This is a genomic window from Rufibacter roseolus, assembly GCF_017916365.1.
GTDB lineage: Bacteria > Bacteroidota > Bacteroidia > Cytophagales > Hymenobacteraceae > Nibribacter > Nibribacter roseolus.
The window spans coordinates 624,685-649,708 of sequence record NZ_JAFMSU010000003.1 but is presented as its reverse complement, the minus strand read 5'-3'; the positions used below and the strand labels follow the sequence as shown (position 1 = coordinate 649,708).

General features: G+C 39.5%; 20 protein-coding genes. 18 read left to right on the top strand and 2 right to left on the bottom strand.

The window, feature by feature from the left end; translation table 11 throughout:
* Positions 1–15: 15 nt before the first annotated feature.
* Entirely contained in the window at positions 16–462 is a 447-nt protein-coding gene (locus J3P35_RS18550; protein WP_210466251.1) for an ArsI/CadI family heavy metal resistance metalloenzyme, read from the bottom strand.
* A 286-nt stretch (positions 463–748) separates the two neighbouring features.
* On the opposite strand from J3P35_RS18550, the gene J3P35_RS18545 reads away from it, so the two are divergent.
* The 4 genes from J3P35_RS18545 to J3P35_RS18530 all read left to right on the top strand — a co-directional run bounded on the left by J3P35_RS18545 (position 749) and on the right by J3P35_RS18530 (position 4,913).
* Positions 749–1,141, top strand: a complete 393-nt coding sequence (locus J3P35_RS18545) for a sugar 3,4-ketoisomerase (RefSeq protein ID WP_210466250.1) — start codon at positions 749–751, stop codon at positions 1,139–1,141.
* Positions 1,126–2,067, top strand: coding sequence for a hypothetical protein (locus tag J3P35_RS18540; RefSeq protein WP_210466249.1), 942 nt, complete (start codon positions 1,126–1,128; stop codon positions 2,065–2,067). The genes J3P35_RS18545 and J3P35_RS18540 overlap by 16 nt, the downstream gene beginning before the upstream one ends.
* A 70-nt stretch (positions 2,068–2,137) precedes the next feature.
* Positions 2,138–3,064, top strand: coding sequence for a glycosyltransferase family 2 protein (locus J3P35_RS18535; protein WP_210466248.1), 927 nt, complete (start codon positions 2,138–2,140; stop codon positions 3,062–3,064).
* A gap of 52 nt (positions 3,065–3,116) precedes the next feature.
* Positions 3,117–4,913 carry a hypothetical protein gene (locus J3P35_RS18530; protein ID WP_210466247.1) on the top strand — a complete coding sequence of 599 codons (1,797 nt, stop codon included), beginning with the start codon at positions 3,117–3,119 and terminating at the stop codon, positions 4,911–4,913.
* 482 nt (positions 4,914–5,395) lie between these two features.
* Here the strand turns inward: J3P35_RS18530 and J3P35_RS18525 are convergent, their stop codons facing one another.
* A complete protein-coding gene (locus J3P35_RS18525; protein ID WP_246850354.1) occupies positions 5,396–6,481 on the bottom strand; it encodes a mannose-1-phosphate guanylyltransferase in 1,086 nt (361 codons plus the stop codon).
* A gap of 338 nt (positions 6,482–6,819) precedes the next feature.
* On the opposite strand from J3P35_RS18525, the gene J3P35_RS18520 reads away from it, so the two are divergent.
* From J3P35_RS18520 to J3P35_RS18455, 14 genes are all read left to right on the top strand, one after another.
* Positions 6,820–8,172, top strand: coding sequence for a UDP-glucose dehydrogenase family protein (locus tag J3P35_RS18520; RefSeq protein ID WP_210466246.1), 1,353 nt, complete (start codon positions 6,820–6,822; stop codon positions 8,170–8,172).
* A gap of 42 nt (positions 8,173–8,214) precedes the next feature.
* Positions 8,215–9,192 carry a UDP-glucuronic acid decarboxylase family protein gene (locus J3P35_RS18515; protein WP_210466245.1) on the top strand — a complete coding sequence of 326 codons (978 nt, stop codon included), beginning with the start codon at positions 8,215–8,217 and terminating at the stop codon, positions 9,190–9,192.
* 479 nt (positions 9,193–9,671) lie between these two features.
* Positions 9,672–11,579 (top strand): asparagine synthase (glutamine-hydrolyzing), encoded by a 1,908-nt coding sequence (gene asnB / locus J3P35_RS18510; RefSeq protein WP_210466785.1) that lies wholly within the window; start codon positions 9,672–9,674, stop codon positions 11,577–11,579.
* Between the two features lie 62 nt (positions 11,580–11,641).
* A complete protein-coding gene (locus tag J3P35_RS18505) occupies positions 11,642–12,994 on the top strand; it encodes a UDP-glucose dehydrogenase family protein (RefSeq protein WP_210466244.1) in 1,353 nt (450 codons plus the stop codon).
* A gap of 1 nt (position 12,995) precedes the next feature.
* Positions 12,996–13,970, top strand: coding sequence for a UDP-glucuronic acid decarboxylase family protein (locus J3P35_RS18500; protein WP_210466243.1), 975 nt, complete (start codon positions 12,996–12,998; stop codon positions 13,968–13,970).
* A 306-nt stretch (positions 13,971–14,276) separates the two neighbouring features.
* Positions 14,277–15,155, top strand: coding sequence for an N-acetylneuraminate synthase family protein (locus tag J3P35_RS18495; protein WP_210466242.1), 879 nt, complete (start codon positions 14,277–14,279; stop codon positions 15,153–15,155).
* A 34-nt stretch (positions 15,156–15,189) separates the two neighbouring features.
* Positions 15,190–16,338 carry an acylneuraminate cytidylyltransferase gene (locus J3P35_RS18490; protein WP_210466241.1) on the top strand — a complete coding sequence of 383 codons (1,149 nt, stop codon included), beginning with the start codon at positions 15,190–15,192 and terminating at the stop codon, positions 16,336–16,338.
* Between the two features lie 38 nt (positions 16,339–16,376).
* Positions 16,377–17,423, top strand: a complete 1,047-nt coding sequence (locus J3P35_RS18485) for a hypothetical protein (protein WP_210466240.1) — start codon at positions 16,377–16,379, stop codon at positions 17,421–17,423.
* Between the two features lie 46 nt (positions 17,424–17,469).
* Positions 17,470–18,456: a glycosyltransferase family 2 protein gene (locus J3P35_RS18480; RefSeq protein WP_210466239.1), complete on the top strand. Its 987-nt coding sequence runs from the start codon at positions 17,470–17,472 to the stop codon at positions 18,454–18,456.
* 172 nt (positions 18,457–18,628) lie between these two features.
* Positions 18,629–20,398 (top strand): ABC transporter ATP-binding protein, encoded by a 1,770-nt coding sequence (locus J3P35_RS18475; RefSeq protein ID WP_210466238.1) that lies wholly within the window; start codon positions 18,629–18,631, stop codon positions 20,396–20,398.
* 265 nt (positions 20,399–20,663) lie between these two features.
* Positions 20,664–21,452, top strand: coding sequence for a hypothetical protein (locus J3P35_RS18470; RefSeq protein ID WP_210466237.1), 789 nt, complete (start codon positions 20,664–20,666; stop codon positions 21,450–21,452).
* A gap of 81 nt (positions 21,453–21,533) precedes the next feature.
* Positions 21,534–22,760 carry a glycosyltransferase gene (locus J3P35_RS18465; protein ID WP_210466236.1) on the top strand — a complete coding sequence of 409 codons (1,227 nt, stop codon included), beginning with the start codon at positions 21,534–21,536 and terminating at the stop codon, positions 22,758–22,760.
* Between the two features lie 35 nt (positions 22,761–22,795).
* Positions 22,796–23,734: a glycosyltransferase family 2 protein gene (locus J3P35_RS18460; RefSeq protein ID WP_210466235.1), complete on the top strand. Its 939-nt coding sequence runs from the start codon at positions 22,796–22,798 to the stop codon at positions 23,732–23,734.
* A gap of 42 nt (positions 23,735–23,776) precedes the next feature.
* Complete coding sequence (locus J3P35_RS18455; RefSeq protein ID WP_210466234.1) at positions 23,777–24,862, top strand: hypothetical protein; 1,086 nt, start codon at positions 23,777–23,779, stop codon at positions 24,860–24,862.
* Positions 24,863–25,024: the final 162 nt, after the last annotated feature.

Sequence of the window (25,024 nt, the reverse complement as noted above, 5' to 3'; positions counted from 1 at the left end):
TCAGAGGTTTACGGGTTAAACAGTAGCGATTTCCTGGGTAGTGGGTGTGCAGCAAGTAGGTGCGCAGCAGGCGTTTGCCTTGGCCTCGCCGCCGTAGGTGGTGGACTCTCCAAAGGTATAAAACGTTTCCCATTCTACTCCCTGCGGATCCCGTATCCAGGATTTTTCTGACTGCGCATAGCAACAGGTGGTGGCCCCCTCATTGCGTATAGTGCCTTTGGCCTGTGTTAATCGGCCGTATACTTCCTGCAACTCCTCTGGTGTTTCCGCCTGGATGCCCAAGTGCTCAATGCCAATGCTTCCCTGGTGACTGGAGATGGCAAAATTCACGCGCGGGTCCTCCAGCATCCATTTGGCGTAATCGGTTTTCAGGACGGTAGGCTGGGCAGCGAAAAGCGCGGTGTAGAACTCAACAGATTCCTGCAAGTCTTTTACACTGATGTTTACATGTAATCTTTTCATGGCTTAATTTTTTACGGTTTCTTAGTTTTGCCCTGATGACGGAGTGTTGCCTGAAAAGACGCAGGTTTTCCTGAAAAATTTTGAAAAGTTTTTCAGCACCCGAATAATGTTTTCTTTTAAAATCACCAATCAGGTGCAAATCGCTTGGAAGTAACAAAGCAATTTCAGTCTCTGACCTTTTTAGTAACTTGCAAGAAATGCAATTAATGAGTAGAGATTGTTGAGGGCGTTGCGTTGGCTCTTCTGTAAGTTCTGATAAAAGATAGAAAAGGTGGGTAAGCCGTACTTGATTGAGTTTCCTGTGATTGGATCTTTAGATATAGGATTCATTTCTGTTGCAGAAAACAATAATCTGATTCCTTTTGAAGTAAAGAGAGTCTTCTGGACGTATGGTACCCCAGAGCCTATTGTAAGGGGCAGGCATGCTCACCATGAGACAAAGCAGATCATCATAGCGGTAACGGGGCGTATTTTGGTTACCACTGAGCAAGCCAACGGTGAAGTAAACGTATTCGTATTGGATAAACCTAACCAAGGGCTTTATGTTCCTCCAAGTGTGTGGCATACCATGCAATATACCCAAGCAGCCGTCCAGATGGTGTTGGCCTCCACATTGTATAGCGAAAGTGATTACATAAGAGAGTATACCAAATTCAAAGCCATATGGAGCAAGGCTTAGACGAGCTGATTAACTTCCGGAAAAACGCCCTAGCTTTTTACAGCCCTTATGTTTTCATAAGAGAAATAAAGCCCTTTGATCAATTTGATCTTTTTGTAAAAAGGAGGATTGAAGAGTTTGGAACCAAGGATTCATGCTTGCAATTTGCAGTGACGGTTGATGGGGCAAACTTTGTCTTTTTATATGAATACCTGACCTGGGACAGTAACCACTTCGAGAGGAAGTGCTATAAACTATTTACCGTTCTGTACTCCCAGGAGAATGCCCCGGCATTGGTGAAAGCGGCCAGAATTTTTAAAGATAAATTGTTTCAGGTTGAGCCTTGTTACTGTTTCTCTGAGATTCCTGCGGAAGATATATTTCTGATTCAAGCTTTGAATGAGGCAGGTTTTAAGTTGGTGGAAACGCGACTCCACTATTTCAGGAAGAAACTGGAAGACTTTACCGGAGAACACTACTCGGTGAGAAGCGCCAGGGCTGAAGAAGCACTAGTGCTTTCCAAAGTAGCAGCCCAAAGCAGGAATGAGTATGACCGACTGCACGCCGACTACTCCTTTTCAGACGCAGAAGCTGACCATTACCTTGCCACGTATGCCGCTGCCAGTGTTAATGGATTCTGTGACTGCGTCATTGTGCCCAATGTGCCTAACTTACCGGTTGCTTCTTTCCTGGCTTACGATGTTTATGAGAAGATTTCGCCTAATCATTATCTAAGTGTGATGTATGCCAGATTGGCGGCAGTTACTTCTGAGAACAGAGGCTGGTATGTGAAACTGTTAACTGAATTTATGCAGCGTGCAAAAGAGCAAAAAGCTTCTTACGTGAAGATCACTACGCAGTCTACTAACAAAACTGTAATTAAAACCTTTGAAAAGCTGGGATGTAGTTTAGGGGCAGCCTCCCATATTCTTACTTACAATTCCTGAGCGTCTGCGGGGAGTACCCTTTTAGCTTAGACTAGATTAGCCTGTAAATAAAAAACTTATTTCCTCTTGAATGCCGCTACTATCTGTTATCATTCCATGTTATTTCAATGAGCAAAACATTCCGGTAACGGTAAAGGAGTTAATCAGTAATGAGGTGAACTTCCCCTCTGATGTTGCTTTTGAGTACATATTTGTGGATGATGGTTCAAAAGACAATACTTTTCAAGAACTTTTAAAAGTAAAAGCACAATATCCCAATAAGGTAAAAGTAATAAAGCTGGCAGGTAATGTAGGTTCATATAATGCGGTAATAGCAGGAATGGAATATGCTACTGGAGACTGTGCTGTAATTACCTCTGCAGACCTACAGGATCCTTTGGAGTTGATGGTTAAAATGTATGCCTATTGGCAGCAAGGATTCAAGTTAGTAATTGGAAGCAGGAAAGATAGAGATGATCCATTGGTTGGGAAGGTACTTTCTAACCTTTTTCATTCTATTATGAAGAAAGTAGCATTGAAGAATATTCCGGAGGGCGGGTTTGATTATGTTTTATTTGATAAATTGGTAAAGGAGGAGGTTTTAAGAGTCAAAGAGAATAACAGCAATGTTATGTATCTGATGGTTTGGATGGGGTTTGATTTTGTGCATATTCCTTACCACAGAAACCAAAGAAAAATTGGCACTTCAAGGTGGACTCTTAAGAAGAAAATAAAGTTGTTTATTGATTCTGTTTTGTCATTCTCTTATTTTCCAATTAGAGTTATTTCCATTGTGGGACTAATTTTAGGAATAGCTGCTTTTTTTTATGGCATCTTTGTGATCATAGCTAAGTTGAATGGAGGCATCATGGTAGAGGGGTGGTCTGCATTAATGGTCGTTGTTTTGTTTGTCTCTTCCTTTCAAATGATTGCACTTGGCATTATTGGGGAATACGTCTGGCGAGCGTTAGATGCATCAAGAAAGAGACCCCTTTATATTGTGGAAACAGTGCTGTAAATAAAAAGTAAAGGTATTGGTTTTGTTTATATTTATCCTTGCTTAAAAGGAGATGATGCTACTTGTTCTATTTTTAGGTATTCTCCTTCTGTCCTTTTTTTATTTAGTTGGTTCCTTGTTTTTGCATAATGCCTTAAAAGCAGAGGCTTCTTTTCTACAACAGGTAGTGAATTTCTGGGTAGGGTTGCTGGTGGTGGTTTCTATGTACGCCCAATTTAAAACTACGTTTGTTTCTGTTCTTATCTTAATTCCTGTTATCCTGTTTTCTTTTAAAAGATATTTTGTAATTGAGTCAGGAGAAAGGAAGTTATCTGGTTTTAAATTTATACTAATTTCTGCAGGTGTATATGCTTTGTTGTATTTTCTGCAGGTTAACTTCAATGTAAAATTCTTAACTGACCCTGTTCCTTACATGTCTTATATTCACCCAAGAGAAGACGAAAGGCATATTTACAGTACTATCATAAGCTTCCTTCATTATGAAGGTGTTGAAACCATTAGTTCAGAATCAATATTGCATGGAACTTCAGGTTTGTCATTGTATCATTTTATTGAGTTCTGGCTTGGTAGTTTTTTTAAGCTATTCTTTAATGTGAAAAGTGATATCGCATTATTTTACTTTGTGTATCCGGTTTTCAAAACGTTCACAGTTCTTGCTATATGCTCTATTCTTTCTGACAAAATAACCACACGAGTTGATTTTCTTTTAGTTGCAGGTTTTGCTTTTTGCTTTATTATCCTTGGTTTGAAGATGATTTTCCCTCCGGTTTATAAAATGACCATAAGGGATATTCTATTCGTACCCATTATTGCTCTAGCGTGTAAAGCAATATTCTTAAAGAAGTATGAGGCTTCTATGGCTCTCTTAATGATTGCCTCCGTAGAGAATATTTTATTCTTACCTGCCTTAGTAATATTTCTTGTTGTGTTTTATGGAAAATACAACAGGTATTCGTTGCTAAAAGGTATTCTTTTCTTATTGATATATGTTGTATTTTTTTATCTGTTTAAAGAAAAAGTAAACGATAAATATTTTTCTTTAGGGCTTAAAGATGCAGTTGATCTTGTTTTTTCTTTTAAGACGTTACATCAAGGTTACAGGACCTTGTTAGCTGCAGTTCTGTCCTTTCCAATGAGATTGTTACTGTGCTTCCTTGTTTTGAATTGGTATAGTAAAGTTAAGTTGGAAGATCCTAACTTGAGGTTTGCCTGCTGGATTGCCTTGTGCTTCTTTGCATATCATCTTGCCTTTTCCCTTATGGATGATTTGTCCATTGACGCCAATCAGTTACAGATTCTTGCAAATATTCTTATCAGTGTTTCTTTTTTATTTGTTGTGCGGTATTTTATTGGTAATAGACAACTAGTAGTTTGTGTGATTCTGTTATTGCTATTAAGTGATTATACTTATCCTTTTGGAAAGGTTGAAGTCCCTGCCGGGTATGACAGTGCGTTGGAGAAAAAGTTAGAAGAAGTAGGTAAAGGAAGAATATTAAAAGGTCTTTATGTTGATGAGAACCAAGTTTTGAAAGATCAATGGTACTTAAAGTATTATCCTGTGTATTTTACAGAATATGCCCGGGGGAATGACTATAGAATGTACTTGTTTAATTATGATATAACTGATTTGAGAAGTTCAATAGGTGGATTAGGTCAAAAGTATAAACCAATTTTATATAAAGTCATTCAGCCGAATTTTTCTTTAGATACTAATGTCCTATCAAATATTGATAAATATAATATTTCTTTAGTTTGGATAAGGAAAGACTCTAAGTACTTAGATGCTTTTAGGGATAAAAGAATTTTTCATGAATTGCAGGATTATTACATTTATTATATCAAGAAGTAGTTAGTATTTGGGAGCTTAATATCTTTATTGGGGCAGTTGAAGGCCCTTTTGCTGTAAGTTCATTTATAGTATTACCTTCGCTTCTGAAATGTTTCATTGAGTAGAGTGAATTTAACTTTGATTCTTTAACTGTTTCCATTGCATACCATCAAGATAAGTATTGCCTATTTATTGTCGTGACCCTGAAGTGCTCAGCATTGCTTGGAGTCTTCCTTCTCCTCCTTAAGGGTTTATCATAGTAAGTTAATCTAACTTCTGACAAAGCTTTGAAATAGCAGTAAGCATACAGGTGACATCTGGAAGTTAATTAAATTGACCAACTCTGTAGGAGCGCCCAATAGATGTAAATGCAACTGGTGTGAATGTCTTAACTGACCAACACGAGCAACAGGAATTTGGCAACAGCCTTAATAGTGCTTTAAAAGCACTATTAAGTAGAAATGAACTCGCTAGTTTTGGAGTGCTTTCAGATTTCTAATCAGTTAGACATATTCCATTCCCTTACTTTCCTTCACATGTGAGACAAAGTCCTTGACCTGCTGCTCATTTTTGCGTTGGCAGATCATGAGAACATTGTTGTGTTCCGCTACAATGTAATCCTGCAGACCCTGAATGACTACAAGTTTGTCCTGAGGGGTTTTGATGATGCAGTTTTGGGTATCATAAAGCATGGTGTCGCCGTCTACCACATTCCCCTCAGGGGTCTTATCTGCAATGCTGTACAGTGAATTCCAAGTACCCACATCAGACCATCCCAGGTCACCCAAGATTACATGCACGTTATCTGCCTTCTCCATAATTCCATAGTCAATTGAGACGTTGCGGCAGTTGGTGTAGGTATTGTCTATGAATGTGTCTTCTTCTGGCGTGTAGTAGTTTGCTGTGCCTGCCTCAAAAAGATCCGCTACATCTGCCAGGTGGGTTCTGAATGCCTTAAGGATAGACTGAACATTCCAGATGAAAATACCTGCATTCCAGACAAAGTCCCCGCTTTCAATGAATTTCAAAGCATTTTCTAAGGTGGGCTTCTCCGCGAAGGTTTTCACTTTCATAGAACATTGGGAGGTATCCTTTATATATTGGATGTATCCATACCCAGTGTCTGGCCGAGTGGGTTTTATGCCTAAGGTCACCAGGATGTCCTCTTTAGAGGCTACTTCCAAAGCTTGTTGTATACAGTCTAAAAAGGCTTGCTCTCGTAAAATAACATGGTCTGCAGGGGCTACTATTATATTAGCCAGCGGATTCTTCTGAGCTATCTTGTAACAGGCATAGGCAATGCAGGGAGCAGTGTTCCTGCCAATCGGTTCCTGTAAAATCTGGGCGTCACTTAGGTCTGGGAAATGACTCTTTACTAAGTCCCTGTACTCTCTGTTTGTTACTATGTAGATGTTTTCTTTAGGGCAAACCGAGGAAAAGCGTTTTACAGTGGTTTGAATCATGCTTTCCCCTATGCCTAGAACATCGTGGAACTGTTTTGGGTAGTTATTTCTGCTGAAAGGCCAAAACCTGCTGCCAACTCCGCCAGCCATCACAACTACAAATGTGTTCTCAGATAAACCTTTCATAACCTTAAACTTGAGTGAAAATATTGAGCTACTGACGCTTTATGAAGTGAAACAAAGTTACAGTTGTGTAGGTAATATGCAAAAAAATATTTAATTTATTAAAATATATAATGCAAACGTTGGAAAGAAGTATATAATTACAAATTTGTGAGCCGCTAATAGCTTTTATTATGTGATTTTCAAGAAATGTACCATAAATGGAGTAGTTAATTTGTCTGAATTATAGAAGGGTTGTAACTTTTTTTGCTTTTGATTAGAATACGGGTATGTTTGTATGAAGAAATCGTAAGGGTAACCTGTTTTTTGTTCAAATAAAGTATAATTCTAATATATCTATTATGAGAATTGCAGTAGTAGGCACTGGTTACGTGGGCCTGGTGACGGGCACGTGTTTCGCCGAGGTGGGCATCGATGTGACGTGCATAGACGTGAACGTCAAGAAGATCGAGGACCTCAAGCAGGGCATCCTGCCCATCTACGAGCCGGGCCTGGAGGAGATGGTGCTCCGGAACGTGGAGAAGGGGCGGTTGCAGTTTTCCACGGACCTGAGCTCGGCGATCCAGGGCTGCGACGCGGCCTTCATCGCGGTGGGCACGCCTCCGGGCGAGGACGGCTCGGCGGACCTGAAGTACGTGCTGGGCGTGGCCCGGGAGATCGGCCAGCACATGGACGACTACCTGGTGGTGGTGACCAAAAGCACCGTGCCGGTGGGCACGGCCAAGAAGGTGAAGCAGGCCGTGGCCGAGGAGCTGGCGAGGAGAAACTCCGATTTGGCCTTCGACGTGGCCTCCAACCCCGAGTTCCTCAAGGAGGGCGCCGCCATCGACGACTTCCTCAAACCCGATAGAATCGTGATCGGGGTGGAGTCTGAGCAGGCCGAGGAGGTGATGCGCAAGCTCTACAAGCCGTTCCTCTTGAACGGGCACCCGATCATCTTCATGGACGTGCCTAGCGCGGAGATGACCAAGTACGCGGCCAACTCCATGCTGGCCACCAAGATCAGCTTCATGAACGACATCGCCAACCTGTGCGAGCTGATGGGGGCGGACGTGAACATGGTGCGCCGCGGCATCGGCTCGGACTCCCGCATCGGCAACAAGTTCATCTACCCGGGAATCGGCTACGGCGGCTCCTGCTTCCCCAAGGACGTGAAGGCCCTGATCAAGACGGCCCAGGAGAACGGCTACCGGATGCAGATCCTGCAGGCGGTGGAGAGCGTGAACGAGAACCAGAAGGAGGTGCTCTTCAACAAGGTGATGAGGCACTTCTCGGGCGACATCAGCGGGAAGACCTTCGCGCTGTGGGGCCTGTCTTTCAAGCCGAAAACCGACGACATGCGCGAGGCCCCGTCCCTTGTGATTATAGACAAGCTCCTGGCCGAGGGCGCCTCTGTGGTGGCCTACGACCCGGTGGCCATCAAGGAGGCCAGGCACATGATCGGGGAGAACGAGCGGGTGAGCTACGCCAAGGACGAGTACGAGGCCCTGATTGACGCTGATGCTTTACTGATTGTGACCGAGTGGCCCGAGTTCCGCTCGCCCAACTTCCAGGTCATCGGCAAGCTGCTCAGAAGCAAGGTCATCATCGACGGGCGCAACATCTACGAGGCCAAGGAGCTGCAGGAACTGGGCTTCTGCTACTACGGCATCGGGGTGAAGGAAGTGCTGCCCATCGTGGAGACCACCAACTAAAAGACAGAGAAGAAACCATACAGACGCTACTTTAGGGCTATAATGGCAAAAACGGACAGAAAACGCGTATTGATCACCGGCGCCGCAGGGTTTTTAGGCTCTCACCTGTGCGACCGCTTCATAGACGAGGGCTACCACGTGATCGGGATGGACAACCTGATCACGGGGGACTTGAAGAACATAGAGCACCTGTTCAAACTGGAGCAGTTCGAGTTCTACAACCACGACGTATCCAAGTACGTGCACGTGCCGGGGCACCTGGACTACATCCTGCACTTCGCCTCCCCCGCCTCGCCCATCGACTACCTCAAGATCCCGATCCAGACCCTGAAGGTAGGGTCCCTGGGCACGCACAACCTGCTGGGGCTCGCAAGGGCGAAGGGCGCGCGGATGCTGATCGCCTCCACCTCGGAGGTGTACGGCGACCCGGAGGTGCACCCGCAGGTAGAGGAGTACTGGGGGAATGTGAACCCGGTGGGCCCCCGGGGCTGCTACGACGAGGCCAAGCGGTTCCAGGAGGCCATCACCATGGCCTACCACATGCACCACGGCCTGGAGACGCGCATCGTGCGGATCTTCAACACCTACGGCCCCCGCATGCGCCTCAACGACGGCCGTGTGCTGCCCGCCTTCATGGGCCAGGCGCTGCGGGGCGAGGAATTGTCCATCTTCGGGGACGGCTCCCAGACGCGGTCCTTCTGCTATGTGGACGACCTGATTGAGGGCATCTACCGGCTGCTGCTGAGCGACTACGCCCTGCCCGTGAACATCGGCAACCCCTCGGAGGTCACCATCAAGGAGTTCGCCGAGGAGATCTGCAGGCTGACCGGGGTAGAACTCAAGCTGGGCTACCAGCCCCTGCCCGAGAACGACCCGCAGAAGCGCCGCCCCGACATCTCCAAGGCCAAGGCCCTGCTGGGCTGGGAACCCAAGGTGTCCAGGGAAGAAGGATTGAGAAGGACCCTGGAGTACTTCCGCGAGAACGTCCACGCCGAAGAGGTCGAGCATCGGGCGTTTTAGAGCTCCTATTATAAAAACAGGTCAAAAAGGGATTGCTGCCGATTGGTAGCAATCCCTTTTTTATTAGTGACCATTTATATCATGTTGAAAGAAGAGGGAGCCAGCAGCTATATAGTTCAGGATGGATGTATCTATAGATAGCTGTTTTATGTGGGCTTTTGTTAATTGTTGACCTTTAAAAGCAAATCCTAACTGTCCTGCTGTGACAAAGTTCAAAGCAGAAGAGGGTTCTGGGTGAAATCATCTGAAGCCGTTTTGCTTGGATTATTTATAAAATTGTCAAAAAACACAAATGGTGATTTAAAAAGTTAAAAGCAAGAGTAAATTCTTAACAATTTGTTTTTTGTTGAATAAGCATTTGCTTACTAGATAGTTAGCTTTGTTTGGAGGCTTCATCTGGAAGTGCATTTGAATGGTGAAGTATAATCTATCCGATATAGTAAAACCATCTCAAGGATATGTCGTACCTTTGCGGCAATATGTGCGGTATATCAGGAATCTACGCTTTTACTCAGGAAGGCCGTTTGGCCGTTGATCGTTTACCAGCCTCCACTGACGCGCTCCAACTGCGCGGCCCAGATTCGGGAGGTCATTTTACCCATGGAAACGTAGGGTTGGGCCATCGGCGCCTATCCATCATTGATGTGAGTGATGTGGCATGTCAGCCCATGCATTCAGAAAATGAACGTTATACCATCGTCTTCAACGGCGAGATCTTCAACTATCAGGAGCTTAAAAAACAGCTTGTAGAAAAAGGCTACACCTTCTTCTCGCATTCTGATACCGAGGTATTGCTGAAATACTACATAGAAGAAGGACCTTCGTTCCTCAAGAAGCTGAATGGCTTTTTCGCCTTCGCCATCTATGACAAAGAGGAGGAAACCCTGTTTGTAGCACGTGACCGGTTTGGCGTAAAGCCCTTGCTGATGTTCCAGGATGAGGGCAGACTGGTGTTTGCGTCTGAGATGAAGTCTCTGCTGGAGTTCGGCATTCCACGCAAGCTGGATTATGCCTCATTGTACGAGTACCTGCAGTTGAACTACATTCCCGGACCAGCTTCTATCTTCAAAGGTGTCAAGAAACTGATGCCGGGCCATTACTTTATGGTGGGGAAGAAAGGCAAAGTGGAGATAAAGCGTTGGTACAAAATTCCGTACGACGAGAAAAAGGTAAAGCACAACACGCTTTCCTATGAGGCGCAGCAGAAAAAGCTGGTGGACCTGATGGACGGTGCAGTGCAGCGCCGTATGATCTCTGATGTTCCTTTAGGCGCTTTCCTGAGCGGTGGGATCGATTCATCCGCGATTGTTGCCTTAGCCTCGCGCCATACACAGCACCTGAATACCTTCTCCATCGGGTACAAAGACGAACCATTCTTTGACGAGACCAGGTACGCCAAATTGGTAGCCGATAAATACAAGACGAACCATACTGTCTTCTCGCTTACGAACAATGATTTATACGAGCACCTGTTCCGGGCCCTCGATTACATAGATGAGCCTTTCGCCGATTCCTCGGCCTTGGCCGTCAATATTCTTAGCTATTATACCCGCCAGAAAGTGACCGTTGCTTTATCGGGTGATGGCGCCGATGAACTCTTCGCCGGCTATAACAAGCACATGGCCGAGTACAAAGTGCGGCAGGGTGGATTTGCCGCCGAAACGGTAGCCGCTTTGCTGCCGCTTTGGGAAATGATGCCCAAATCCAGGAATTCTTCCTTCGGGAACCGCATGAGGCAGTTCCAGCGCTTCGGCGAGGGTATGAACCTCTCAGCGAAAGACCGCTACTGGCGCTGGGCGTCTTTCGCGACCGAAGAGGACGCTAAAACTCTGCTCAGCGGAAGGTCCAAAAAGATCCTTTCCAAGGATGTTTACAAGAAGCGCCGTCAAAAGATTCTGAGCCATATTTCGCAGAAAGGGGACATAAACGAGGTGCTCTTAACCGATATGCAGCTCGTGCTCCCCAATGACATGCTCACCAAGGTGGACCTCATGTCAATGGCCAACAGCTTAGAGGTTCGTACGCCCTTCCTGGATTACAAAGTCGTGAACTTCGCCTTCTCCTTGCCGCAATCGTCTAAGATTGACGGCAACATGAAAAAGAAGATTGTGCAGGATGCTTTCCGGGAAATGCTCCCAGCGGAACTGTACAAGCGCCCCAAACATGGTTTTGAGGTTCCTTTACTAAAATGGTTCCAAAACGAACTTCGGCCCATGATCATGGACGATCTGTTATCGGAAGCCTTCATCGAAGCCCAAGGAATCTTCAACCTGAAAGAAATCCAGCGTTTAAAAGCCCAGCTGTTCTCCAAAAATCCAGGCGATATTCATGCCCGTATTTGGGCGTTGGTGGTTTTCCAGCACTGGTGGAAGAAGTGGATGGCCTAAGAGTATCAATCTCCTTTAATACCAGAATAGCATTAGGATAATCTTAATTTTTAATTTCTCCCATGAAAATTGCAGTAGTAGGAACAGGCTACGTAGGCTTAGTAACCGGTACTTGCTTCGCCGAGGTAGGTATTGATGTTACTTGTATTGATGTCAATGTAAAAAAGATTGAGGATCTAAAGCAAGGTATTTTACCTATTTACGAGCCTGGCTTGGAGGAAATGGTGATGCGGAATGTCGCAAAAGACAGGCTGCATTTCTCCACAGACTTGGCTACCGCTATTCAAGGGTGTGATGCAGCTTTTATTGCAGTGGGGACACCTCCAGGCGAAGATGGTTCTGCGGATCTGAAATATGTATTAGGCGTAGCCCGGGAGATTGGTCAGCATATGAACGACTACCTGGTGGTAGTAACAAAGAGCACCGTGCCGGTAGGAACAGCTAATAAAGTAAAGCAAGCTGTGGCCGAAGAACTAGAGAAGAGAGGTTCTAAACTTTCTTTCGATGTAGCTTCCAACCCAGAGTTTCTAAAGGAAGGAGCAGCTATAGATGATTTCTTAAAGCCAGATAGAATTGTCATTGGCGTAGAAAGTGACCAAGCCGAGGAGGTGATGCGCAAGCTCTACAAGCCTTTCCTGCTGAACGGACACCCCATCATCTTCATGGACGTGCCTAGCGCGGAGATGACCAAGTATGCCGCAAATTCCATGCTAGCCACCAAAATCAGTTTCATGAACGACATAGCCAACCTATGTGAGATTATGGGCGCCGATGTGAACATGGTGCGTCGTGGTATTGGCAGTGATACCCGTATTGGCAATAAATTTATTTATCCGGGCATTGGTTACGGAGGCTCTTGCTTCCCTAAGGATGTGAAAGCCCTGATTAAAACTGCTGCAGAGAATGGATACCAGATGCAGATCTTACAGGCAGTAGAATCTGTGAACGAGAACCAGAAAGAGGTGCTCTTCAACAAGGTGATGAAACACTTTGGTGGGGATCTTGCTGGTAAAACTTTCGCGCTGTGGGGGTTATCCTTTAAGCCTAAAACTGATGATATGCGCGAGGCGCCTTCTTTGGTGATCATTGAGAAGCTCTTGGCCGAAGGTGCCTGTGTAAAGGCCTATGACCCGGTTGCTATCAAAGAGGCAAAGCACATGATTGGCGAGAACGATAAGGTGGAATACGCCAAAGATGAGTACGAGGCCTTAATTGACGCGGATGCATTACTGATTGTTACTGAGTGGCCAGAGTTCCGCTCACCCAACTTCCAGGTCATCGGCAAGCTGCTCAAGAACAAAGTAATTATTGACGGTCGTAACATCTACGAGGCCAAGGAGCTGCGGGAACTGGGTTTTGCTTATTATGGAATAGGCGTTCAAGAAGTCTTGCCAGTAACTGAAGTAACAAATTAGAATGGCAGCAGAAGGAAAAAGAGTTCTCATAACAGGCGGAGCTGGCTTTCTGGGTTCACATTTATGTGACCGGTTTATAGATGAAGGTTATCATGTCATTGCAATGGATAACCTAATTACCGGAGACCTTCGAAACATCGAGCACCTGTTCAAATTAGAGCAATTTGAATTTTATAACCACGATGTCTCTAAGTATGTGCACGTACCTGGTCACCTAGATTATATTCTCCATTTCGCCTCTCCTGCTTCTCCAATTGATTATCTCAAGATTCCTATCCAAACGTTAAAAGTAGGATCTTTGGGTACCCATAATCTCCTTGGCTTGGCAAGAGCTAAGGGAGCTCGCATGCTGATCGCCTCCACCTCAGAGGTGTACGGCGACCCGGAGGTGCACCCGCAGGTGGAGGAGTACTGGGGGAACGTGAACCCGGTGGGCCCGAGGGGCTGCTACGATGAGGCCAAGCGCTTCCAGGAGGCCATCACCATGGCCTACCATATGCACCACGGCCTTGAAACTCGCATCGTGCGCATATTCAACACCTATGGGCCTCGAATGCGTCTTAACGATGGTCGTGTACTTCCCGCCTTTATGAGCCAGGCGTTGCGAGGGGAAGAATTATCCATTTTCGGAGATGGCTCTCAAACCCGCTCCTTCTGCTACGTGGACGACCTGGTGGAGGGCATCTACCGGCTGCTCTTGAGCGACTATGCCCTGCCGGTGAACGTCGGCAATCCATCGGAGGTTACCATCCGGGAGTTTGCTGAGGAGATCTGTCGCCTGACCGGCGTAGAGCTGAGGCTGGGCTATCAGCCCCTGCCCGAGAACGACCCACAGAAACGCCGTCCCGACATCACCAAGGCTCGCCAGATCTTGGGTTGGGAGCCCAAGGTCTCCCGTGAGGAGGGCCTGAAGAGGACCCTAGAGTACTTCCAGGAGAACATCCACATGGCAGAGGGCGAGCATCGGGAGTTTTAAATGAACCTAATAATATAGGAAGGCTGTTAAATTTAAATCAATGTGGCCTAAAATCAATTACTAATATTTGATTTTTAGAGTAATCTTATAAACAATACATATTGATCAGGGATTTAAGTTGAAAAGTTACTGAGATAAGTGTCCTTTCATTTAAAAATTGGGAGTAAATTTTTTTAAAGTAAATTTGTAGATTATTGAAAATCTGGTAGGTAGATCTTAAAGAATAATATTTATAGTAATAAATGTTTGAATGCATTTATTCACAGATTCAAGTAACTAAGTTTTGGGAACTAAAATATAATGAATATGTTCGATTTTAACTACAATTCACCAAAGATTATAGCAGAGATTGGTTGTAATCATATGGGGAACTTTGAAATTGCTAAAGAATTGATTCGTTTAGCAAAAGATTGTGGAGCTAACTATGCTAAGTTTCAGACAAGGAACAATAGAGAGTTATTAACTGAAGAGCAATACAATGCTCCTCATCCTAATCCTCATAATTCATATGGAGACACTTATGGAGCTCATAGAGAATTTTTGGAATTTACACAGGACCAACATGGACAACTCATGAACTATTGTAAAGAAATAGGCATAGGGTATTCTACATCAGTTTGGGATATTATTTCTGCACGAGAAATTATAGAATTAAATCCAGAGTTTATCAAAGTGCCTTCAGCCTGTAATAACAATTATTCTATGTTGAAGCAGTTAAGGGATGATTATTCAGGAGAAGTACATATTTCTTTTGGGATGACCACGCAAGAAGAAGAAGAGGAGGTGGTTAACTTCTTTGAGGAGACAGGCGTTGCGAAAAATCGATTAGTGATTTATTCGTGTACTTCTGGGTATCCAGTTCCTTTTGAGAATGTATGTTTACTAGAGATAAATAGGTTGTATGGGAATTTTGGGGAAAGGGTTAAAGCAATAGGTTTTTCAGGGCATCATTTAGGGATTGCCATTGATAACGCAGCTTTCACTCTGGGTGCTCATTGGATAGAAAGGCATTTTACTAAAGATAGGACCTGGAAAGGTACAGATCATGCTGCATCTCTTGAGCCTTCTGGACTTAAAAAATTAGTGAGAGATTTAGATGCTACTTATAAGGCTTTGCAATTCAAAGAAGAAGAAATTCTAGAAATTGAAATGGTGCAAAGAAAAAAATTAAAGAATAGAAAATAGTTAAATCCCCTCCAAAAGAGGGGATACTTTTTATATGAAGACAGTCGCTTTGATCCCTGCCCGATGTGGAAGTAAATCCATCCCCTTAAAAAATATAAAACAATTTTGTGGAAGACCTTTAATTTATTGGAATCTACAAGCTATAGAAATGTCATCTTGTATTGATGAAGTATATGTAGCTACAGATTGTTCAGAAATTGAAATGGTTGTTAAAAGTTTCGGTTTTAATAAAACAAAAGTCTACAGAAGAAGTGCAGAAAATGCGCAAGATACTTCCTCAACTGAGGCTGTTATGTTGGAGGTAATTGAGAATCTTCAGTTGGAAGACCAAGCTAACTTAGTGCTAGTACAAGCAACCTCTCCATTTACCTCACATAAGGATTTTGATGAGGCGATGGCACTTTTTGAGCAACAGAAAGCAGATTCTTTACTTACCTGTGTTCGTACAAAAAGGTTTTATTGGAATGAGGATTGCCAAGCAATAAATTACAACTTCACAGAAAGACCAAGAAGACAAGATTTTAAAGGCCTTTTAATGGAGAATGGTGCTTTTTACATAAATAAAGTATCAAGCATAAGAAGAGATAAAAATAGGTTGAGTGGAAAAATTGCTATTTATGAAATGGCAGAATATACCGCCACAGAAATAGATGAAGAGGATGATTGGATAATTGCTGAAGCTCTGATGAGAAAGCATAGGTTTGAAGAAAAAAAAACCAAGATAAAGCCTAAACTGTTCTTATCCGATATTGATGGTGTATTGACAGATGCAGGTATGTATTACAGTGAGAATGGGGATGAATTAAAAAAATTCTGTACATATGATGGTAAAGGCTTTGAACTTTTGCGGGAGGCTGGAATAAAAACGGGGGTGGTTACTGCTGAAGATAGGAAACTTAATCAGAAAAGGGCTGAGAAGTTAAAGCTTGATTTTGTATATCAAGGAGTAAAAGATAAGCTTACATTTGTTAGAGAGTTGTGTAAAAGAGAGGGAATTTCATTGCAGGAGGTAGCATATATAGGCGATGATTATAACGATTATGACCTGCTTTGTGAAGTTGGTATTGCTGCAACTCCAGCCAATTCTTTTCCAAAGATTAAACAAATACCTTCTATAATTCACCTTGAAAAAAGAGGAGGTGAAGGTGCTGTAAGAGAGTTTGTAGAAATAATTCTTAGATAAAATTTTGTAAATATTCCAAGCTAAAAAAAATAGACTCTATGAAGTATTTATTCTTTGTTCAAAGTAATATCACTAAATACTTAGTTAAGTATCATATACAATTGAATAACCTTCAGGAGGAAGATATAATAATACTTTATTATAGAGTAGGTTTGGAAGATTTAGAGGATATTAAAGGTCAAAAGATTAACTTCTTAGATACTTTTTATAGGAAATTTGTTACAGTTAATAAGAAAATATGGCAAGTGTTTTATTTAACTTGGTATTCTATATATAAAGTAGATGAATTTATAGATAGTAAAGTTAAAGGTTCCTATGAGCTTTTCGTCCCTCAATTTTTTTGGGATACAGTTCAGTTGCTTGCAACCAACACTAAATGTAAAAAAATTACTTACATTGAAGAAGGTGATATGTCCTATGCAACTGAAGATGAATTGGTTCAAAAATTATCTTTAATGACAACACGTAAAGAAGAGTTGCAGAGGATGGTGTTTTCCATGGGTAGATTATTTAGAAAACACCCATCTCCAGAAATTAATAAGGTTCAAGAGGCTATTTGTTTTAATTCTCAGGCGTTTCCGTTTAAATATATAAAAAAGCATGTTTTTAATTTTAGGGATGTGTTTAATGAAAAGGATTACAATTTTTCTTATAACTACAAAGATAGCACCATATTTGCTCTAGAGTATGTGAATATAAAGGAACCTAAGAGCGAAATTTATTTGAAAAATATTGTTAATGTATTTTCAATACTTAAAAGTAGTGATACAGAGATTATTTATTTTAAACCCCATCCTAATTATTTAAATGATCAGGATAGTTTAAATAGATTAATTGACTTAGCAAAAGTAACTAGCTTAAATGTCTTATTAATAAATGATCCGATAGAAATGATTATTTTGAGGTTTGATAAGGTTAGAGTTTTTTGCCATCAAAGTTCATTAATAAGGTATTGTTGTTACGCAGGAGTAAAGCCATTCGTTTGGGGAGTAAATATGGTAAGAAAGATTGATAGATTACAAAACCCTGAAGTATATAAATTTATGCATAATAATTCTGACATGATTGAGTTTGTAGGCTTTTGACTTTTTAAGTTATAGTTGCATTTTGTTTTTAAGTTGATTGTTTAGAATGAAAATGTTAGTTGCTCCTTTATATTCCATAATAGTTCCAGTTTATAATTATGGAAATTTTCTTTCTGAAACTTTGGAGAGTATCCTTAATCAAACTTGTGAAAACTGGGAGTGTATTATTGTTAATGATGGATCTACTGATAATTCAGAAAAGGTTGCTAAGGATTATGTGCAAAAAGATTCAAGATTCAGATATATATATCAAAGAAATGCAGGTTTATCAGCTGCAAGGAATACAGGTATCAAGATATCCAATGGTAAGTATATCCAACTCTTAGATGCAGATGATTTAATCGAACAAGATAAAATAAGACTTCAAGCTAATTTTTTAGATGAGCACCACGAAGTTGACCTTATATATAGTGCTATGGTGTCATTCAGAGATTCTTCTCTTAAAAGAGAGTATAAGGATTTACTTGTACATGGTAAAGAGAGAGTGTCTGGAAAAGGAAAATTTATATTATCTAATTTATTGACAGATAACTTCTTTTTGCCAGGTTGTCCTCTTTGTAGAAGAACATTATTTGAAAAAGTTGGAGACTTTTGTGAACAGTTAAAAAGTTTTGAAGATTGGCATTATTGGTATAGAGCTGCATTGTTAAACCAAAGTTTTTATTTTGATAATCGAGATGGAACTAAGCTGTTAGTTAGAAATCACACTAATAGTATGGCAAAGAATGTGTATAGAATGCTAGCTAATAAAATTAAAGCAAGAGATCTTTTAATTAAGGAAATAGATTTTCTTGCTGTAAACAAAAGTGAGCTTTTTTCTCATGATTTTTTAGTGAATACTCTTAAAAGTCACCTTCTGTTAATTAATAAGGATAAGATGAGATTGAATTTGTATTATGATAATTTCATAATTGGCCTTTTTAGTGCAGTAAAATTTGCTTATTACTCAAGAAAACCCGTGTTAGCGTTTAAGGATAGCGTATATTTAACCAAGGAACGCTTAAAAAAGTTTTTTAATAAAAAAGAAGTGTGATAGGCTAACAATATTAAGTTTCTAAAAAAAAAAGCCTTTGTTAGGATACTTTGGATTTTAGTAATTTATAGTTAGTGCTTTGTTTCGATTCTAACAATTTATAACAAGGATACGCCTGATATAAATAATTTTGAGTTTATTTTAGCGTTTAAGCATAGGTGGTAATATATTTATGAAAAGTAGTTTAGTTTTTGAAGTTCTTTCGAGTTTTACATCTTATCTAAATAAAAGGGAAAAGCGATATGCTGTATTAATGTTTGTGCTATTGTTAGTGTCTTCTGTTTTGGATGTATTTGGGTTAGCTTCCTTAGTGCCTGTGATTATGGCTGCCTCTAAACCAGACATGATACTATCAAATAAGTACTTGAAATTTGTTTACCAATCCTTGGGATTTTCAGACGTTAAGTATTTTTTAATATTTCTTATTGTTGGAATCTTTGTTTTCTTTCTTTTTAAGAATCTATTTACAATTTGGATAAATTACAAACAAGTAAGGTTTACTGCAAGAATAGGTTTGAATATTATCAACCGGCAATTTGATAAATATACCAATTTGCCTTATTGGCATTTATCAAATTTAGGATCTAGTAGACTGGTGAACCAGGTAAATACGGTTCCATCAAATTTTATTAATGTTACAACCCGGCATTTATTTACCTTCTTCTCTGAGGTGGCAATCATTTTTGTAATTGTTCTTGGAATTTTATTCTACCAACCAATTCTGTTTATTTTACTTGTCGCCATCTTAGCTCCTTCTACTTATTTGACTTATAGCTCCTTAAAACAAAAGTCTGAAAGGGTAGGCAGAGAAACAAATAATCTTCGGCCAGTTTCTTTCTCCATCTTGACAAATACATTCAATGGATATGTTGAACTAAAGCTAGCCGATAAGATTAACTACTTTAAAGATAAATATATTAAAAATCAAAAAGAAGTACAGGATCTTGAAGCTAAGACACAATTAATTAATGCAATCCCGCTCAAGACCATTGAGATGGTAGCTATTTTAGGAATAGTAATAATTTTCCTATATGGCTTATTCTTGCCAGAGTACTCTGGAAGTATTGTGGCTATTGTTGGATTATTTGCCGCTGCTGCTTACCGGCTTATGCCTTCTATAAATAGATTGCTTACGGCAATGATGTCAATGAAGCAAACCTTCTATACTGTTAAAGATTTGAAAAATTTTCAAGAGTTTGAAAAAAACACAGATTCACCAGTTGTTCAGAAGCCGCTTAAGTTTCAAAAAGAAATAGAGTTTGACAACTTATCTTTTAGTTTTCCTGAAGCTAAAAGAAGTGTACTTGAGAATGTATCACTAACAGTTAAAAAAGGGGAAAAGGTTGGTTTTATAGGTGTTTCTGGTTCAGGAAAAACCACCTTAATGAATATACTTCTTAGGTTTTACATAGAACAAAAAGGTAAGATTCTAGTTGATGGAATTCCATTGACAGATGAAAACCTTAAAGATTGGTATAAAATGATTGGGTATGTAAAGCAAGATACCTTTTTAATGGAGTCATCAATCAAAGATAATATAACTCTAGGCGATGTATCTGTTGATATGAACCGTTTGGAGTATGCGTTGAAATATGCTTCCTTAATAGATATGGTGAAGGATCAGCCAGATGGGGTAGATACATTGATAGGGGAGCGAGGCTCAAAATTATCAGGGGGGCAAAAGCAACGGGTTGGTATTGCTCGAGCTTTATATAAAAACACTCAAGTATTGATACTTGATGAAGCTACCAGTGCCTTAGATACAAATACAGAGAGAGAAGTGAGCGAAGCAATCAATAATTTGTCAGGTACAGATCTAACCATTTTTATGATTGCGCACAGAGTGACTACCCTTAGAGATTGTGATAGAATATATGAACTAAGAAATGGAAAGATCATCAAAGAATGGACGTATAAAAATTTGATTGATCATGTAGTCTAATAGTATACTATTGATTTCATGCAAAAGTATGTAATTGGGCAAATTGTTGTGAATCTATAAAATAGCTATAGGTTTTTAATGATTAAAAATTTACAATAAATGGGGTGTTAAAAAGGGTGGCCTCATGAATCAGAACGTTTAAATCACAATGGTTAATACTAAAACATCTATCATTTATTTGGCGCATGGGCCGAAACATCTTCATAAACAATCAATCTTCTCAATTTTAACTCTGTGTTATCATTTAGAGTTTGATTTCTCTAATTTGAATTTAGTAATCTATACTGATGATCAACCTTTGTTTGAAAAGCACCTTAGTGGAGTACCTCTTCAATTTGAGCATTTAGATTCTAACCGAATTAAAGGTTTTATCAAGAATGAATATGTTCATAGAGTAAAGATTTGTGTTATCCAGGACTGTATGAAGAAGTATGGGGCTAATGTTTTTTTTGTTGATGGAGATACATATTTTTTAAAGTCGCCGGTTAGCCTTTTCAATAAGATTTCCAAGGATTGTACGGTTTTTCATATGTTTGAATTCACCATAGCTGATGGAGGAGGTGTTCATGAGGTTCCTATGTGGCTTACCTTGAGAAAGTTAGCTAGAGACTATGAGTATAGTTTAAAAGGGCAGACATTTAAATTAGATTTTAATAGTCAAATGTGGAATTCTGGGGTATTAGGTTTAAGTGTAGATCACTATCAATCTATAGATGATGTACTCGCCCTTAACGATCAAATGACTGAAAAAGCAAAATTTAAGACTGCTGAACAGTTCTCATTTGCTTATGTACTTGGTAAGATAACCAATTTGAAGGCTGCAAATGATTGTGTATATCATTATTGGCAAAGTGGTTTAAAAGAACTTTATAATTACCATATAGATTTATTTCTTAATCAAAATAGTAAGGTTGCTTTAAAGGAAAAATCTCGTAAGGCGTTAAATCTTATTGGCCAACAAGATGAGTTAAGTGTTCCTGGCAAAACTCTGTTTGAACGATTTGGAATAAGGTTGAAGCTGATCTGGAAAGTTGCTAAATATGGCCATATATAAAGGGCGAAGTTTCCTGTTTAGTTATATATTTTGATCATCTGGTTTATAATAAATAGTTGATTTTGCTTACCTGTCTCTGATATGAAAGTTGCTGTTGTTGTTAAAAAGTTTCCAGTTTTATCTGAAACTTTTATAATTAACCATATTACATCATTAATTGATAAAGGTGTAGATGTTAAAATTTTGGCGTATCAAAAAAACATTTCACAACCATCTCATCCTCAATATGTTAAATATAATTTGCAAGAAATAACAACATACAGTGAGTTTGTGCCAAAAAGTAAAATAGTACGGCTGTTGGTTTTTTTTAAGTTGTTGATAAATAATGTTTTCTTTCAAAATAAGTTTAGTTTCTTAAAGACTCTTGACGTTAGAAAATTTGGCTTTAAGGTGCTTGACCTTGATTTATTTTTTAAGGCTCAATTTTTAGTCAAAGAAGCCAATTTTGATATTATCCATAGTCATTATGGGCCTATTGCTGATGATATAAGAATTTTAAAAGAAATAGGTTTAATTAAGGGTAAAACGATTGTATCATTCCATGGCTATGATTTTTTAAAAAAAGATGTTCTTAAAAGATATAAAAATTACCAAAAATTATTTAAGGAAGTGAACGGGGTAGTTGCAAATTCTTTATTTACCAAGGATAAGTTGATTGATTTGGGGGCTGATCCTATGAGAATTGAAGTGATTCCCGTCATTCCTAGCTTTGAAGTAATTGGTAGTGGAAACAAGATAAATGACCATTTGGATGGACATAGGTTTAAGATTCTTACAGTTGCTCGTTTAGAGGAGGTTAAAGGAGTTCAGTATGGGATTGAAGCAGCCTTCTTATTTAGAAATAAGTTTCGTGTCCATATTCATTATGATATAATTGGGGGTGGTTCTTGCTATAACTCTTTGTTGCAAAAAATAAAGGATTATAATATGGAAGATTCAATTTTTCTACATGGACCAAAATCACAAGACGAGATTGCTAGCTACTATCAAAATGCTGATGTATTTGTATTGCCAAGTATAATTGAGACCCAGGGATTAGTGTTGCTTGAGGCACAAATGAATGGATTGCCAGTTATAGCATCTAGATCTGGTGGGATACCTGAAAGCTTGATTGAAAATGAAACGGGGTTGCTTGTCGATAAGCAGAACGCTGAACAAATAGCAAATGCAATGTTTAGTCTTTATTCCAATCCATCTTGGCGCATGGAGATAGGGGGTAAAAGTAAAAATTTTGTAAGAGACAAATTTGGTCCAAATCAGTTAACTGATAAACTACTTTCCTTTTATCACAAACAATTAGACTTGTAATTTTTTGGTTTGCAATTTCTTTATAATTAACGATAATGGTGAGTAAAAGTATTAAGTTAAGTGTTGTTGTTCCAACCTTTAACAGAGGTGATAAAATTGAAAACGTTCTAAATAGTTTAAAAAATCAATATTTTAAAGATTTTGAAGTTTTAGTTGTCAATGATGGTTCTACAGATAATACCGAAATCATTTTAAATGAGCTACTTCAAAAGGATTGGCCTTTCCCATTACGTGTGATACACCAAGAGAACAAAGGACGTTCTGGTGTAAGAAATAGTGGGTTTTCTCTAGCCCAAGCTGAAATCATTGTTTCCATTGATGATGATATGCGTTTGGATGCCCATTGTCTTGAAGAACACTATAAGCACCATTTGCTATATCCAGGTTCCATTTTAGCTGGTGAGCAGAAAGAGGATATACGGATTGCTAAAACTGATATTCAAAAGTATGTGGCCTATGCTCGGGTTGATTGGAATAAATCTTTGCAGAATGTGAGCTATCCTATGAAACCTGAAGAAATATATATAACGGCTGCTAACTTCTCTATATCTAAAACTACTTTCAATAAAATCGGAGGATTTGATGAGAAGTTAAGGGCCGTTGTAGATTATGACCTTGCTATGAGGGCTACTCTTTTGAACATTCCAATTTACTACAATTCCAATGCCTCAGGCTGGCATGATGATTTTATTACCTGTAGATGGTATGTTTTAAGAAGAAGACAAGGAACTTTAAATGAAAATAAGTTACAAGAATTGAAGCCGGAACTTGTTGCTCAATTCCATAGGTATAAAGATGAAAACATTTCAGCTTTTAAGAAATGGTTGTATGGCTTATTGGCGCATAAAATTTTAGTTACAATAATTGATCATTATAATTTTTTGCCCTATGTTCTTCCGGCCAAAATAAGATTTAAACTGTACCCTGCTATTGTAACTGCTTTAGGTAAATATTATCCAGATAAGAAGATTTAGATTTTTTATTAGGTATTTTGTTTGAGATATAATTTGATTTTCATGATTGCCAAAGTTAAGAATGTTATTGTAAACTATTGCAGATATATCAAATACAGGTATTTAAATAATGATTCAATTGAAACAAAGGATAATAATGATGAAAATGGGATTGTATATATTGATATAAGTAGTGATATTTTTCATCGCTATTTATATCTGTTTGTTAAATTTTTTCATTTAAGCGGTTATAAAATATACTTTAAAGCAAATTTTTCGTTTGTAAGTAGGATTTCCAATAGGTATTCTAAGTTATTACTAGAAGAAAGACTTATTACTTTTTGTGATTATTTGCCAGTGGATGCCACATTGATCCTTTGTGATAAAGTTGATCATAAATATAAAAACGGGAAATTTTTGTCAGCCGACTATTTTTCTTCTCTGATTTCAAAAGATATAAACGCAGCTTCATTCTTTCATGTGCCAATGGCTATGCACCCAGCAGCCTACACTTTAGGAAAATGGAATGTGGATTTTATTGGGGAGCATAAGCGCAGTATTTTTTTTGCTGGTAACTTCGATAATAAACTCTATTCAAGCTTTCATGAAGGTAATAATTTCAATATGTTAGGCAGGTTAGAGATTTATCAAATTGTCAAAAATCTAAAAGAAACTATTCTGCCTCTAAAGTTTGAAGATTTGTTGAATAACAATTTTTTAAATAAGATAGTTATTGTTGATAGAGAAAATTTTGCAATTCCAATAGAATCATTAAGAGCTACTATTTCAAGATTCTCATTTTTTATAGCCTGTCCTGGAATTGTTCAGCCTTTATCTCATAACGTCATTGAGGCTATGTCTGTTGGAACCATTCCCATAATTCATCAAGATTATGCTACGCTTTTTTCTCCTCCTCTAAGTGACGGTATCAATTCAGTTGTTTATAATGATTCTAATTTTTTAGGAAGGATTATGGAATGCTTAAACATGGACGTTTCTAAAATAAATGGAATGGTTAGTGAAGTCAGTAAGTATTATTCAGAATTTCTGACTCCTTGTTCTGTTGTGGAGAATTTAATGAGCAATTGTTCTAAGGTTGTTTTTTTAAATGCAGAGCATACTAGTGTAAGGTTATTAAATAAGGGTTAATATTAAAATATTTTAATCAAAATGATTAATTCTTATCATGTTAACCTTGCATTTGGGTGGTTAGTGGTTTTTATTTGGCTTTATGTGGGTTGATTGATTAATTATGTTTTTAGTTTAGATTTTGATAACCTAAAAACATAAGGCTATTTATTGAAAGTAACT

Bases quoted from the DNA above. Each gene is read 5' to 3' on its own strand.
- J3P35_RS18550 (WP_210466251.1), bottom strand. From the start codon at position 462: ATGAAAAGATTACATGTAAACATCAGTGTAAAAGACTTGCAGGAATCT.
- J3P35_RS18485 (WP_210466240.1), top strand. From the start codon at position 16,377: ATGAAGTATTTATTCTTTGTTCAAAGTAATATCACTAAATACTTAGTT.
- J3P35_RS18515 (WP_210466245.1), top strand. From the start codon at position 8,215: ATGGCAAAAACGGACAGAAAACGCGTATTGATCACCGGCGCCGCAGGG.
- J3P35_RS18480 (WP_210466239.1), top strand. From the start codon at position 17,470: ATGAAAATGTTAGTTGCTCCTTTATATTCCATAATAGTTCCAGTTTAT.
- asnB (WP_210466785.1), top strand. From the start codon at position 9,672: ATGTGCGGTATATCAGGAATCTACGCTTTTACTCAGGAAGGCCGTTTG.
- J3P35_RS18530 (WP_210466247.1), top strand. From the start codon at position 3,117: ATGATGCTACTTGTTCTATTTTTAGGTATTCTCCTTCTGTCCTTTTTT.
- J3P35_RS18475 (WP_210466238.1), top strand. From the start codon at position 18,629: ATGAAAAGTAGTTTAGTTTTTGAAGTTCTTTCGAGTTTTACATCTTAT.
- J3P35_RS18535 (WP_210466248.1), top strand. From the start codon at position 2,138: ATGCCGCTACTATCTGTTATCATTCCATGTTATTTCAATGAGCAAAAC.
- J3P35_RS18525 (WP_246850354.1), bottom strand. From the start codon at position 6,481: ATGAAAGGTTTATCTGAGAACACATTTGTAGTTGTGATGGCTGGCGGA.
- J3P35_RS18500 (WP_210466243.1), top strand. From the start codon at position 12,996: ATGGCAGCAGAAGGAAAAAGAGTTCTCATAACAGGCGGAGCTGGCTTT.
- J3P35_RS18505 (WP_210466244.1), top strand. From the start codon at position 11,642: ATGAAAATTGCAGTAGTAGGAACAGGCTACGTAGGCTTAGTAACCGGT.
- J3P35_RS18465 (WP_210466236.1), top strand. From the start codon at position 21,534: ATGAAAGTTGCTGTTGTTGTTAAAAAGTTTCCAGTTTTATCTGAAACT.
- J3P35_RS18490 (WP_210466241.1), top strand. From the start codon at position 15,190: ATGAAGACAGTCGCTTTGATCCCTGCCCGATGTGGAAGTAAATCCATC.
- J3P35_RS18460 (WP_210466235.1), top strand. From the start codon at position 22,796: ATGGTGAGTAAAAGTATTAAGTTAAGTGTTGTTGTTCCAACCTTTAAC.
- J3P35_RS18495 (WP_210466242.1), top strand. From the start codon at position 14,277: ATGTTCGATTTTAACTACAATTCACCAAAGATTATAGCAGAGATTGGT.
- J3P35_RS18455 (WP_210466234.1), top strand. From the start codon at position 23,777: ATGATTGCCAAAGTTAAGAATGTTATTGTAAACTATTGCAGATATATC.
- J3P35_RS18520 (WP_210466246.1), top strand. From the start codon at position 6,820: ATGAGAATTGCAGTAGTAGGCACTGGTTACGTGGGCCTGGTGACGGGC.
- J3P35_RS18540 (WP_210466249.1), top strand. From the start codon at position 1,126: ATGGAGCAAGGCTTAGACGAGCTGATTAACTTCCGGAAAAACGCCCTA.